10 protein-coding genes are annotated in these 13,115 nt (G+C 61.3%); 4 read left to right on the top strand and 6 right to left on the bottom strand.

The window, feature by feature from the left end; translation table 11 throughout:
- Positions 1-9: 9 nt before the first annotated feature.
- Positions 10-1,839 carry an InlB B-repeat-containing protein gene (locus tag AC0969_RS00945; protein WP_479622248.1) on the top strand — a complete coding sequence of 610 codons (1,830 nt, stop codon included), beginning with the start codon at positions 10-12 and terminating at the stop codon, positions 1,837-1,839.
- A 58-nt stretch (positions 1,840-1,897) separates the two neighbouring features.
- On the opposite strand, the gene AC0969_RS00940 is transcribed toward AC0969_RS00945, so the two are convergent.
- Positions 1,898-3,790 (bottom strand): secretin N-terminal domain-containing protein, encoded by a 1,893-nt coding sequence (locus AC0969_RS00940; RefSeq protein ID WP_479622247.1) that lies wholly within the window; start codon positions 3,788-3,790, stop codon positions 1,898-1,900.
- Between the two features lie 230 nt (positions 3,791-4,020).
- Here AC0969_RS00940 and AC0969_RS00935 point away from each other — a divergent pair, with 230 nt between their 5' ends.
- The 3 genes from AC0969_RS00935 to AC0969_RS00925 all read left to right on the top strand — a co-directional run bounded on the left by AC0969_RS00935 (position 4,021) and on the right by AC0969_RS00925 (position 6,534).
- Entirely contained in the window at positions 4,021-4,845 is an 825-nt protein-coding gene (locus AC0969_RS00935) for an undecaprenyl-diphosphate phosphatase (RefSeq protein WP_479622246.1), read from the top strand.
- Between the two features lie 2 nt (positions 4,846-4,847).
- The gene (locus AC0969_RS00930; protein WP_479622245.1) at positions 4,848-5,498 is read left to right on the top strand and encodes an HAD family hydrolase; all 651 of its coding nucleotides are present in this window, start codon (positions 4,848-4,850) and stop codon (positions 5,496-5,498) included.
- Between the two features lie 109 nt (positions 5,499-5,607).
- Complete coding sequence (locus AC0969_RS00925) at positions 5,608-6,534, top strand: hypothetical protein (protein WP_479622244.1); 927 nt, start codon at positions 5,608-5,610, stop codon at positions 6,532-6,534.
- Here the strand turns inward: AC0969_RS00925 and AC0969_RS00920 are convergent.
- From AC0969_RS00920 to mutS, 5 genes are all read right to left on the bottom strand, one after another.
- Positions 6,531-7,334, bottom strand: coding sequence for an alpha/beta hydrolase (locus AC0969_RS00920; RefSeq protein WP_479622817.1), 804 nt, complete (start codon positions 7,332-7,334; stop codon positions 6,531-6,533). The genes AC0969_RS00925 and AC0969_RS00920 overlap by 4 nt on opposite strands.
- 49 nt (positions 7,335-7,383) lie before the next feature.
- Positions 7,384-8,211: a proteasome-type protease gene (locus AC0969_RS00915; protein WP_479622243.1), complete on the bottom strand. Its 828-nt coding sequence runs from the start codon at positions 8,209-8,211 to the stop codon at positions 7,384-7,386.
- A gap of 85 nt (positions 8,212-8,296) precedes the next feature.
- Positions 8,297-8,947 carry a retron Ec78 anti-phage system effector HNH endonuclease PtuB gene (gene ptuB / locus AC0969_RS00910; protein WP_479622242.1) on the bottom strand — a complete coding sequence of 217 codons (651 nt, stop codon included), beginning with the start codon at positions 8,945-8,947 and terminating at the stop codon, positions 8,297-8,299.
- Entirely contained in the window at positions 8,948-10,375 is a 1,428-nt protein-coding gene (locus AC0969_RS00905; protein WP_479622241.1) for an AAA family ATPase, read from the bottom strand.
- A gap of 119 nt (positions 10,376-10,494) precedes the next feature.
- On the bottom strand, positions 10,495-13,107 hold the full coding sequence (gene mutS, locus AC0969_RS00900) for a DNA mismatch repair protein MutS (RefSeq protein WP_479622240.1): 2,613 nt from the start codon (positions 13,105-13,107) through the stop codon (positions 10,495-10,497).
- Between the last annotated feature and the right edge of the window lie 8 nt (positions 13,108-13,115).

The following is a 13,115-nucleotide window of genomic DNA, read 5'->3' as shown; positions in this document are numbered from 1 at the left end:
GAGGGATCTATGCTGCGAATATTTGGGAGCGTGTTGGTGGTGGCTGGTGCGGTCGCGGGGTGTGGTGGTGGCAGTGATGGCGGCAGTTCCGACACCACCGCGTGCGCAACTTCCGCCGCCGATACCAGCACGGTGGCGGCCAAGGCCGCCGTGCTGGGCGCTGGCGATGGCCTGGCAGCACATGCCGAGTCCATGCGCCGTGGGCCGGGCACCGAGGTGTCGCCCATCCAGTTGCGCCCGGGCCAGCAGGTGCGCACCGCCAGTATCAGCCTGGGGGCCCTCTCGCTGGCCGCCAGCCGGGCCGCTGCCGCGCAAACCGACACCGTGGGCGTGCCGCGCCAGATCGGCCTGGCCCGCGATTTGATACAGACGGCCACCGTGGCGGGCACGCTGGCCGTGCTGGATTGGCAGACAAGCGTATCGGGCGGCCAAGTGGCCGCCATCAGCATCGACGCTGGCGACGCAGTCGGGCTGCGGTTGGGCGTGCTGGTGCGCAGCCTGCCCGCTACGGCCACGCTGCGGGTCTATACCCAGGGTAGTAGCACGGCCTACACGGTGGCCGCGCAAGAGGTGCTGGCCACGGTGCAGCGCAATCTGGCCGCAGGCGACAGCAGCGATGCCGCGCGCATGTTCTGGACCCCGATGGTTGAGGGCACCGAGGCCACGCTGGAGATCGAATTACCCGCCAATACCCCCACCGACGGCGTGCAAATCGCCGTGCCACGTCTGGCGCACATCTATGCCTCGCCCACATCCGGCAATGCGGGCAAAGCCACCACGGGGATCGGCGCTGCGGGCAGTTGCGAGGTGGATGTGTCGTGTACCAGCAGCCACACGGCCGAGAGCAATGCGGTGGCCAAGATCACCTTTGTAGAGACCGATGGCAACTCATACCTGTGTTCGGGTGCGCTGGTGGCCGATACCGCTGCCAGCGGCAGCCCGTATTTTTTGAGCGCCAACCACTGCATTTCCGCACAAACCGTGGCCTCGACCCTGGAGAGCCATTGGTTCTACCGCGCCAGTAGCTGCAATAGCGGCACTCTTAATACCGGCAGCCAAACCCTGTCCGGCGGGGCCACCCTGCTGTACGCCAGCTCGAACACCGACACCTCGTTCATGCGGCTGGCCACCATGCCGCCCACCGGGGCGGTGTATGCGGGCTGGTCGGTCACGGCGGGGGCGACGGCACCCACAGTGGGTGCGGCGGTGGTAGGTCTGCACCACCCGCAAGGCGATTTGCAGAAAATCAGCACCGGGACGGTTGCCGACTACCGCACATGCACGGCGCTGAACCCGCTGACCCGCAAATTTAGCTGTGATACCGCCACCGCCACGAACGGAACCTTTATCAACGTGAGCTACACCAGCGGCGTGACCGAGGAGGGCAGCAGCGGCTCCCCAGTGTTCCAGACCAGCGGCAGCAGCCACTATCTGATCGGCCAGCTGTATGGCGGCGGCTCCAGTTGCACGGCCCCGACGGAGACTAATTTTTACGGCCGTTTTGACACCGCCTACAACGCCAAACTGAGCACCTGGCTGAACCCGGTGGTCTCGGTGCCACTGTCGGTCAGCATGCTGGGCAATGGCTCCGGCACGGTCAGCTCGTCGCCCGCAGGCATCAGCTGCGGCAGCAGTTGCACGGCACCGTTTGCCACCAATGGCAGCGTCACGCTGACGGCCACGCCCGCCACGGGCTCCAGCTTCAGCGGCTGGGGCGGGGTGTGCAGCGGCACCAGTACCTGCACTTTGAGCATGGATGCGGCCAAGGCGGTAACCGCCAGCTTTACCGCGACCACCCCGGTAGTCACCACCACCTGCACCAAGGCAGCTGCCAAGTAATGGGTAAGGGTGCTATCTAAAAAATAGCTGCTTGCGCTTTCTCCATATGCGCTGGTGGCTATTTTTCTATAGATTGCAATAGCGGCATCAAGGGGCGCTGGGGTTCCAGCGATAGCTGCTGAATCTGCGCTGGCAAGGCCTGTTGCTGGGCCCGCATGTAGTCATACCGGTCCCATGAGACGGCGCTGCTGGCGGTGTCGTCGGCCATGATCCGGGGGCGCAAAAACACAATCAGATTGGTCTTTTTGCGGGTCCGGCTCAGGCTGCGGAACAAAGCCCCGAGCCAGGGGAGGTCAGCCGCACCGGGCACCTGCGAGGCATCGTCCGTGGCGCTGTCTTCGATCAGTCCGCCCAGCACAATAATTTTGCCGTCGTTGACCATCACCGACGATTCAATCGAGCGTTTGTTGGTGGTCGGCCCCAGGGTGCTGCTGGTGGAGGCCACCGAGGACGACTCCTGGTAGATCGCCATACGGATATTGCCGTTTTGGCCAATTTGCGGCTTGATGCGCAGGGTGATGCCCACGTCTTTGCGCTCTACCGTCTGAAACGGGCTGCTACTGCTACTGCTGGTGCTGGTGTACGAGCCGGTGATGAACGGCACGTTCTGGCCCACCACGATCTTGGCCTCTTCGTTGTCCAGCGTCACCACGTTGGCGGTAGACAAAATATTGGTTCCCGACATCGACTCCAAGGCGGTTGCCACCGTGCCCAGCGTGAGCGTGGTAGTGCTGCTGATGTCGAATATCTTGGCCCACTGGATGCCCAAATCGACACTTTTGCTGGCATCTACCTCCACCACCAGCGACTCCACATACAGCTGCGCCCGGCGGGTATCGAGCTGCTCAATGATCTGCCGCATCTCTTTGAAGCGGGGCTCGGGGGCGGTAATGATGAGCGCGTTGCTGGCCGGATCGGCCTGGATGCCGCCCCCGGTAGAGGGTTGCGCGGCGGCCACCACCGGGGTGGTTGACTGGGCCGATTCCTTACTGCTGGCGCTGCTGTCGCTGCTGCTCCGGGCGGCACTTGCCTGGCTGGAACTGCCGCTACTGGCACTGTTGTTGCCGGTGGTTTCGGTGGGGAATGCGGCCCGCAGAACCTGGGCCAGCCGGGTGGCATCCGTATTTTTGAGGTAGACCACCCGGACGTTGGCGTTCTCCCGGGGGCGGTCCAGCCGGGCCACCAGCGCGCGGATGAAGCCCAGTTGCACCGGATTCTGTGCCCGGACCAGCAGGCTATTGCTTTGGCTATCGGCCACGATGGAGGCCGTGCTGCCGGTGGCCGTGCTGGGGGCTGCTGTGGCCGCACCCGTGGCGGCATTGGCCGTGGCGGCGCTGGGCGCTGTGCTGGCGGACTCCGTGAGGCGGCGCACCGTCAATGCGATATCGGCCGCAACCGCGTGCTGCAAAGGCATGACTTCCACATCGGTCGCGCTGGGCGTATCCAGGGTGGTGATGATGGTGCGCAGCCGCCCCAGGTTGTTGGCGTAGTCTGTAATCACCAGCGAGTTGTTGCCGCTGTTGACGTTGATCACATTGTTCGGGCTGATCAAGGGCCGCAACACGGGCACGAGGTTGTTGGCGTTTTCATGGCTGAGCTTGAAGATCTCGGTCACGATCTGCTCGCCCCGCAGCTTGCCGGGATCGGCCCACAGCGTATCCGACTGGAGTTTGCCGTCTGCCTCTGGAATGACTTTGTACAGCCCGCCCGTGGCCACCACGGTGTAACCCTGGATGCGCAATGCGGCCAAGAAATGCTCCCAGGCCAGTGCGGGTGTGACCGGCGTTTCGGTGCTGAGCGACAGCGTGCCTTTGACGCGTGCGTCCACCACGATGTTGCGGTGCGTGATCACACCCAGGGTCCGCGCAACCCCCTCGATATCGGCGTTGTAAAAATCCAGCGTGATCTGATTGGATGCCGTGCGGGGGGCTGCATGGACGGGTGTGGGCAAGCCTAGGCTGCACACGACCGGCAGGACCCAAAAGGTCGGCGAGCGGAAAATAAATTTCATCTGAAGATCAGCGGGCGGGGCGGTGGACGGCCTTGAATTCTGCATGCCGCATATGGCGGGCAGGTATGGAATGTGCGTGGTTTTATGAAGATACGTGATTGCATCCAGCACTGCCCGGACTGCCATGCCGCACAGGGATAATCTCTAGAACTATATTTAAGGGAGAGCGCGTGGACACCATTTTGCTGATCAAGGCGGCCGTGATGGGCATCGTCGAGGGGCTGACCGAATTTTTACCGGTGTCCAGCACCGGGCATTTGATTTTGGCGGGGGCCTTGCTGGGGATGGACGACGCCAAGGCCAAGGTGTTCGACATCGCCATCCAGACCGGGGCCATCCTGGCGGTGGTCATGGTGTACTGGCAAAAAATCCGCGACACCGTGCTGGCCCTGCCCACCCAGCCAAACGCCCGCCGCCTGGTGCTGAACGTGCTGATCGGCTTCTTGCCCGCCGTGGTGCTGGGCCTGTTGTTTGGCAAAGCCATCAAGGCGCATTTGTTTACCCCGGTGGTGGTGGCCAGCACCTTCATCATTGGCGGCTTCATCATTTTGTGGGCAGAAAAGCGCGCACCCTCGGCCACCCGCGTGCACCGCGTGGACGACATGACGGCGCTGGATGCGCTCAAAGTCGGCCTGGTGCAGTGCTTTGCCATGATCCCCGGCACCAGCCGCAGCGGCTCCACCATCATCGGCGGCATGCTGATGGGCTTGTCGCGCACGGCGGCCACCGATTTTTCATTCTTTCTGGCCATCCCCACGCTGGTCGGGGCCGGGGCTTACAGTCTGTATAAAGAGCGCGCCTTGCTGTCGATGGCCGACGCGCCCATGTTCGCCGTGGGCCTGCTGTTTTCCTTCCTCAGTGCCTGGTTGTGCGTGCGCTGGCTGCTGCGCTACATCTCCACCCACAACTTTGTGCCTTTCGCCTGGTACCGCATCGCCTTCGGCATCGTGGTGCTGGCCACCGCCTGGAGCGGGCTGGTGGTGTGGGCCGACTAGCCATGCCCATCCACGCCGTTATTTTCGATGCCGATGGCACGCTGGTCGATAGCGAAGAGCCAGGCATGGACGTGCTGCACACGCTGGCGGCGGCCCACGGCGTGCAGTTCACCCGTGCCGAGGCGTACCAGCGGTTTCGCGGTGCGCGCATGGCCGACTGCATTGGCTGGATTACGGCCCAGCTGCCCGCGCAGGCACCGGGTTTTGAAGCCGCCCTGACGGCGCAGGTGCGCCAGCAGTCTGAGATCCGTTTCCGCCAGGGCCTGCAGCCGCTGCCGGGCGCGCTGGCCTTGCTGCAAAGCTTGCACATCCCGTTTTGCGTCGCCACCAACGGCCCGCGTGAAAAGGTCGAGCTGACCCTGGGCCTGACCGGCCTGCGTCCCTTGCTGGGCGAGCGTATTTTTTGCGCCTACGAGGTGGGCCATTTCAAACCCCACCCCGGCCTGTTTCTGCACGCCGCCCAGGCTCTGGGCGTGGCACCCGCCCACTGCGCGGTGGTCGAAGACAGCCTGCCCGGCGTGCTGGCGGGGTTGGCGGCGGGCATGCAGGTGTTCAGCCTGCACCCGCGCGAGGGCATGGCGGTGGACGTGGCGCAGCGGGTGACGTTTATCGATGGTTTGGCGGATCTGGGGCCTTTGCTGGCGCGGAGTTGAACGAACCATCCATCGTTTAGGGGATGCGGCAACCCCGGTATTGGATTGAAATTGGACTGCACCCGCTGTGGCGGTGTTGTGTCTTATTTAATCTCAACCAGGAGTTGCCATGAAAACCGCTTTGCTTTCAAGCTGCGTGCTGGGGGTGGGCTTGCTCACCGGGTGCGCGGAATTAGTGCCCAACATGCGAGACAGTACGGTGTCGAAGTTCGGCCCCGGTGGGCTGGTGACGCAGCCGATTGAGCAGGTGGATTTGATTTCACTGGTGACCAACGGTGCGTCCAAACAAGAGTCGGCTGCTACCGAGGCACTCAAAAAAGAGAATTTTCCCAACGAGTTTGAAGCCGCATTGGCCAAGATGCGAGGCTTACTCGACAGCACATCGGGCGTGCCGGTCAAAGACCTGAAGTACGAGCGCAACCGTATCCAGGACCGGCTGATCATAGTGTCTAACGACCTGTGCGAAGAGTACAAGACCGTACTCAAGCGCAAGCAATCCAATGCCAACTTTTTTTATGGGCTTACTTCGGTATTAGCCGGAGCGGCGGGCAGTGTGGCCGCCGGGGCCCGGGCTGCGGGCAACTGGGCTGCGGTATCTGGTGCGGCCAGCGGTGTGCGCGCCGAACATAACCAGGATTTTTACGCCGACATGGCCGCCCACGTGATCGCCAAGGGCATTGTCTTGAAGCGCCGGGTGATTGCCGATGCCATGCAGTGCGCCCGCAAGTACGACGAAAAAGACTATTCCGTGGAGCGTGCCATTGCCGACGCGGTGGTCTACCACGGCGCGTGCAGCCTAGTGGGCGGCCTGGAGAGCATGGACCATGTGATGTCTACTCTGAACGTCAATGTGGGTACCGACGCACTGGCGGCGAACCAGTTTTTCAATCCGTACATCAACCTCAGAAACAAGCAGCTTGTGGGGGATGGTTATGTGCCAGTTTCACCCGCTGGTCCTGCATCCGCACCGCAAAAACCGGTTTTGGCGGGGAGCAGTGAGGCCCAGGCAGGCTGCGTGCCCCCCAAAGCCACTTAAATCGCCATATTCCGCAGCGCCGCTTCGATCGCCGCCGCCGTGGCCAGAGGCTTCTCCATCGGAAACAGATGGCTGCCGTCCAGCATCATGGTGCGGCCTTTGGTGATTTTGGTGGTCAGGGCCATGCCGATCTGGCGCATCTCGGCGGAATGGGTACCGCCAATAAAAGCCACCGGGCATTGCAGCGGGCGGCGGTGCAGCAGGCGCTCCAGGTTGTCGGGGAAGTGGTTGTAGATGGCGGTCTCTACCGCCCGGTCGAAGCCCAGCACCCGTTGGCCGTCGGTGTTGTGCGTGCCAAAGGTGATGTAGTCCTGCAAAACCTGCGGCGCCCAGCGGGCAAAAGCTTTTTTACCCTGGAAGTGCGCCAGCGCAGCGGCGGCATCGGCCCAGTGCTGGCGGCGGCTGCGGCTGATCTTGCCGGGCGACACCACTTCCACCATCTTGGCCCGTTTGAAGGCCCCCAGCGTGGTGGCGCGCCAGCCGCCCACGATGGGCGAATCCAGCAGCAATACGCTCTGCGCCAGCTGCGGGTGGCGGGCGGCCACCATCAGGCTGAGGAATCCCCCCAGCGAATGGCCAACCAGCAACGCCGGTTTTCCGTGCCGCGCCACGGCCTCGGTGGCAAAGTCGGCCAGCTGCTGCACCAGGTGCGGCCAGTTGTTGGTCACCGGGTAGCGGGGGTCGTGGCCCAGTTTGTCGATCGCCTCCACCGTGTAGCCCCGCTCGCGCAGGCTCTCAAGCAGCACGCGGTAGGTGGTGGCGGGGAAACTGTTGGCGTGGGTGAAGATGATCAGCGGCATGCGGGCATTGTGGATGCCGGACTGGCCGAGGTCAGTCACCCAGGTTGCCTCAAATCAGTCTTTCTTGCGGCGTGGTGATCTTGCGCAGCGGCTTGCCTTTGGCGGACTGCACCATCAGCGGCACTTCGGTGTGTTCGCCGTTCCACATCGGATCTTCGATGCTGTCAAACACCTCGCGCAGCTTCTGGCCCCAGCTGCCGTGCAGCATCTTCATGTAGGGGTTGTTCTCGTCGATGCAGGCGATCTTGTCGGTCTGGAAGGTGTCTGCCTCGTAGACCACCAGGTCCAGCGGCAGGCCGACGGACAGGTTGGACTTCAGCGTGGAATCCATCGACACCAGCGCGCACTTGGCGGCCTCGTCCAGTGGGGTGGTGGGAGTGATCACGCGGTCCAGCACGGGCTTGCCGTACTTGGATTCGCCGACCTGGAAGTACGGGGTTTCGGGCGTGGCCTCAATAAAGTTGCCGGCCGAATAGACCTGGAACAAACGCATGCCCTCGCCCTTGATCTGGCCGCCGAAGACCATGGACACATTGAACTCCACCCCGGCCTGGCGCAAGGACGCTGCGTCGCGTTCGTACACATGGCGCACCGCAGCACCCAGCACGCGTGCTGCGTCGAACATGCTTTTGGCGTTCCAGATGGTGATGGGTTCGCTGTCCTCGTGCTCTTTGACTTGCTCGATCTGCAAGATCTCGCGGATCGACTGCGAGATGCTCAGGTTGCCCGCCGACAGCAGCACCATGAAGCGGTCTTGCGGCTTCTCATACACGATCATCTTGCGGAAGGTGCTGATCTGGTCCAGCCCGGCGTTGGTGCGGGAATCGGACAGGAAGACCAGCCCGGCATTGAGTTTGATGGCTACGCAGTAGGTCATTTTGGGCTTTCTGTGGGAGTTTTAAAACGAGGCGGTTTGCGGCACGCGGTACGGCAGGTTGTAATTTTTAGGCATCAACTTGCCATCAAGTTTGTCGGGTAAGTACATGCCGTATGGCTGTAGCAAAAGGCAGATTCTCTGTGGCGGCAAGTTCTTGTTTCAGTTCTAGTTCGATCAAGGGCTGGCATTCGGATGACTCGAAATAATTTTCATATTCGGCCCAGACTTCTAATATTTGGACATAGCCCATCACTGTAGCTTTGCGAATCTGGCGTAGTGCACCGTCGAGTTTGAAGATGCGGATACTTTCAGTAGCCCGTCGGTGGTGTGCGGCTGATAGGTTCGCCTTGGGACTCACAGAGCCATCTGGCGTGAATACAAAGAAGTCATCCGGGTCGTCAATGTCTGGCTTGATCAGGTCTGTGTGCTGGTAGGGTCCACACGTGTCTTTGTGGTCGCCGCAGGTGTTGGGGCGCTCGCATGAACCAAACAAGTTGCTCCAGTTGAACGTGCCTTGTTGATGCCTAGAGCGTTGCCGGAAGTGCTCTATGTGGTGATGGCCTACATCAATGGTGGCTTCGCAATAGGCGCATCGGTGGCCTTGCATGGCATTGAGTTTTTCCCATATTTCCCCGCGTTCCGCAGGGGTGGGGCTTTCCATTCCCCAGTGGTTAACCCCGTAGCGATAGCGACCCAGACACGCCGGTGGATTGGGGTCTCGTTGCAGCTTGTGCATTCAATCGGCTCCTTTAGGCAAAGGCAGTTTTTGCTTGAATGCTTGCAGACGGACCATGCGATCGCAATCGAGCATGGCGGGATGGCTTTTTCCGAAATGCTGATCCAGTTTTTCCCGCAGTTCTAGACCTTCTTCCAATGTGTGGAGGTTCTGCTGGATAAGGGCATGGTATGCCGCAAGTTGACGTGCTTCTGGTACATCGGGAACGGGATCAACCCCCATGATGGCGGCCAACACATCGGAGCTGGCAACGCCTCTGGTTTGCTGGGTGATGGACTTCACAACGGTTGTTTTTTTACTGGTGTCTTGGGCAATTTCTTGTTGCAGCAGACGGATGCAAGATGCATCGACACTGGTCAGTACTTGCGGGCTGTGTGTTGTTACTATGAACTGCACTTTGGGAAAAATTTCTTGCAGTTGGCCCAAGACGATCTGTTGCCATCGCGGGTGTAGGTGCATGTCTATTTCGTCGATGAGCACAATGCCGTAGGTCTGAAGGGCTGCGTTAACCCCTAAATGTGGATTTAGCTTGATGCAACGGTACGCAATGTCGCCCACCATGGCCAACATGCTGCGAATTCCATCACTCAACAAGTCAACTTCCATCGTGCCTTGTTGGTCGTGGTGCATGACCAGAGACTTTTCGTGGCTGATGCTGTATTCCAGCGTGTGCCAGCCAGTGGCTGTACGCAGAAAGCCGTCGATAGCCCTTTGAATCACCTGAATGCGTTGCTGTGCTGTTTGTAAGTCAGGCGAAATCGCCTGTTTTTCTAGTTGTTTGATTTGCTGTTCACGGTAGCTGGTAAACGCCCAGATAAACCATTCTTTGAAATGTTTGTATGAGGATGCTGGATCGAGGCAATTGAGGTAGGCAAACGTGCGCACATAGAAATCGGATTCTTGTGTGTCGTCTTTGCCTTTTAAATTTTCAGTAAGGCGCTTTTGCGCCCATAGCCGCCCCGTGCCGTAGTAGCCGAATACGGGAAGGTCGAGCGTAGGCTGTTGGGGATCACGAATTTGCTCTTGAACGGCTCCTGCCCACTGTTTCATAAAGCTAGTTTTGCCTTCATCCTTCGTTTTAGTCAGTTTGCCCTCGCTATCCCTGTAGCGCCCCCAAGTTGTTTCAGACCCGGAACCAAAGTCTCCGGTCACGTTAATACGAGAAGGTAACTGGCGTGCCATGTCTCCAGTAGCCAGCCGGAGTAAATGAACGTCGTCAATCGCAATTGAATTGCCGGGGTCGTTAAAAGCATTGCGTGCCAAATCGAAGCTGCTGACGAATGGCCACAGTCCGATGCGAATGGCATCCAGTAACGTCGATTTACCTTGGCCATTCTCAGCAACCAGAACGGTCATTTGAGGATGCAGCTTGACATCAAGTGCGGCGAAACAGCGAAAATTTTCTAAGCGCAATGAGCTGATTTGCATGGCATTTGTCGGTTTGGTGGCTTGATTTGCCTGGTGAATTTATGAGCTATTGCTGATTTCCAGGCAGTGCTTTTGTGTCGGTAAGTATCCCTTGTCAGAGGGACATTCCTTTTTTCTTCTTAAGCTGCGCCAGCCTCGCTTAGCTTCTTCAACCTATACAACGCCTCCAGCGCTTCACGCGGGCTCAGTGCATCGGGGTTGATGGCCTCCAGCGCCGTCTCCACAGCGCTGAGTGCTACCAATTCCGCAGCGGGCGGCGGCGCAAACAAATCCACCTGCGCCTGGCTGCCTAGCGCGTGGTCTTCCAGCGCGGCCAGGGTGTGGCGGGCGTGGTTCAGCACCGCTGCGGGCATCCCCGCCAGCCGGGCTACCTGGATGCCGTAGCTGCGGCTGGCGGGGCCGGGCTGTAGTTCGTGCAGGAAGACGATGTCGCGGCCCGCCTCGGCGGCGCTGACGTGCATGTTCACCGCCCCAAAGTGGCTGGCCGGGAACTCGGTCAGCTCGAAATAGTGGGTGGCAAACAAGCAGAAAGCCTGGGTCTTGTCGTGCAGATGCGCGGCAATTCCCGATGCCAGCGCCAAGCCGTCAAAGGTGGAGGTGCCCCGGCCAATCTCGTCCATCAGCACCAGACTGTGGGATGTGGCGCTGTGCAGAATTTGCGCGGCCTCTGTCATCTCCACCATGAAGGTGGATTGCGCGTTGGCCAGGTCGTCCGCTGCGCCGATGCGGGTGTGGATGGCATCAATCGGGCCCAGGCGGCAGGCGCTGGCGGGCACATAGCTGCCCATGCTGGCCAGCAGCACGATGGTGGCCACCTGGCGCATGTAGGTCGATTTGCCGCCCATGTTGGGCCCGGTGATGATCTGCATGCGCTGGCGGTGGCCCAGGGCGGTGTCGTTGGCGATGAAGCTGGCGCTGCTGGTCTCAGCCAGCCGGGCTTCCACCACCGGGTGGCGGCCCCCTTCGATGGCGATGCAAGGTTCTTTGACAAACACCGGGGCGCACCAGTTCAGCGTCAACGAGCGCTCGGCCAGGGTACACAGCACGTCCAGCGCGGCCAGCGCGTAGGCCAGTTGACTCAGGCGCGGCACAAAGGCCTGCAAGGCATCCAGCACCTGCTCGAACAGCCATTTCTCGCGGGCCAGGGCGCGTTCTTGGGCGCTCAGGGCTTTGTCTTCAAAGGCTTTGAGCTCGGGGGTGATGAAGCGCTCGGCGTTTTTAAGCGTCTGGCGGCGGCGGTAGTCGGCGGGCACTTTGTCGATCTGGCCCTGGGTGACTTCGATGTAGAAGCCGTGCACTTTGTTGAACTGCACCCGCAGGTTGGCAATGCCGGTGCGGGCTTTTTCGCGGGTTTCCAGGTCCAGCAAAAACGCATCGCAATTGGTCTGGATGTCGCGCAGCTCGTCCAGCTCGGCATCAAAACCCCGGTTGATCACGCCGCCGTCGCGCACCAAGGCGGCGGGCTCGTCCAGGATGGCGTGTTGCAGCAGGGCGGCGCAGCCAATGGGTGGGTGCAGGGCCGCAGAAATTTGGGCCAAAAGTGCCGATTGCGCAGGTACTGCCTGCACAAGTAGCTCTGCTTTTTGTAGCGTGTACTGCAAGGCCACCAGTTCACGCGGGCGCACCTGGCGCAGGGCGATGCGGGCGCTGATGCGCTCCACGTCGCCGCTGCCCTTGAGCTGCTCGCGCAGGCGCTGGCCGTGCCCAGCTTCGCGCAGGGTGGCGATGGCTTCGAGGCGCAATGTCGCCTCGCTGCGGTCGCGCTGGGGTTCCAGCAGCCAGCGCTTCAGCGCCCGGCTGCCCATGCTGGTGCTGCAGGTGTCGAGCAGCGAGAACAGTGTGGGTTTGTCCTCGCCGCGCAGGGTTTGCGTCAGCTCCAGGTTGCGCCGGGTGCTCAGGGGCAGGTGGATGCTGGCATCGCCCTTTTGCACCCGCAGGGTTTGCACGTGCGACAGGGCGCGGCCCTGGGTGTGCTCGGCAAAGGTCAATAAGGCGGCCGCCGCTGCGTGGGCCTGGGGCAGATCGTCCGCCTGCCAGGCGGCCAGGGTGGCGGCGTGCAGTTGCTCCAGCAGCTTGCGCTGGCCCAGGGCGGCATCGAACTGCCACGCCGGGCGGGCGGTGGTGGACAAGGCCACGCCGGATGCAGCGCGTTTCAGCGCCTGGATGCGTTGCTCCAGGCTGGTGCTGACATCCGCGCTGTGCAGCAGTTCGCTAGGGGCGATGCGGGTGACCCAGGCTTCCAGTTCGTCGCTGCTTGCTTCGGCCAGGTGGATTTCGGCGCGCGTCACGCTCAGCCAGGCCAGGCCGCAGGTGTTGCGCGGGCCTTGGTGGATGGCCAGCAGCACGGATTCGGTTTTGTCGGACAGCAGCTCGGCATCGGTCAGCGTGCCGGGGGTGACCACGCGCACCACCTTGCGCTCTACCGGACCCTTGCCGGTGACTTCGCCCACTTGCTCGCAAATCGCCACCGATTCGCCCAGCTTGAGCAGCTTGGCCAGATAGCCCTCCAACGCATGGAAGGGCACGCCGCACATGGGAATCGGCACGCCAGCGGTGTGGCCGCGCTTGGTCAGGGTGATGTCGAGCAGGGCGGTGGCGCGCTCGGCATCGCTAAAAAACAGCTCGTAGAAGTCGCCCATGCGGTAGAAGACCAGCGTATCGGGGTGCTCGGCCTTGATGGCGAGGTACTGCTGCATCATCGGCGTGTGTTGTGGTTTTTCTTCTTTATCCATATAAATCA

Source organism: Rhodoferax sp. LB1P47 (genome assembly GCF_056521445.1).
Note: the sequence above shows the minus strand (reverse complement) of the source record. Positions and strands in the feature narration are given on the sequence as shown.

Coding starts and splice junctions, on each gene's coding strand:
- AC0969_RS00945 (WP_479622248.1), top strand. CDS start 10: ATGCTGCGAATATTTGGGAGCGTGTTGGTGGTGGCTGGTGCGGTCGCG.
- AC0969_RS00930 (WP_479622245.1), top strand. CDS start 4,848: ATGCCCATCCACGCCGTTATTTTCGATGCCGATGGCACGCTGGTCGAT.
- AC0969_RS00925 (WP_479622244.1), top strand. CDS start 5,608: ATGAAAACCGCTTTGCTTTCAAGCTGCGTGCTGGGGGTGGGCTTGCTC.
- AC0969_RS00920 (WP_479622817.1), bottom strand. CDS start 7,334: ATGCCGCTGATCATCTTCACCCACGCCAACAGTTTCCCCGCCACCACC.
- AC0969_RS00915 (WP_479622243.1), bottom strand. CDS start 8,211: ATGACCTACTGCGTAGCCATCAAACTCAATGCCGGGCTGGTCTTCCTG.
- ptuB (WP_479622242.1), bottom strand. CDS start 8,947: ATGCACAAGCTGCAACGAGACCCCAATCCACCGGCGTGTCTGGGTCGC.
- AC0969_RS00905 (WP_479622241.1), bottom strand. CDS start 10,375: ATGCAAATCAGCTCATTGCGCTTAGAAAATTTTCGCTGTTTCGCCGCA.
- mutS (WP_479622240.1), bottom strand. CDS start 13,107: ATGGATAAAGAAGAAAAACCACAACACACGCCGATGATGCAGCAGTAC.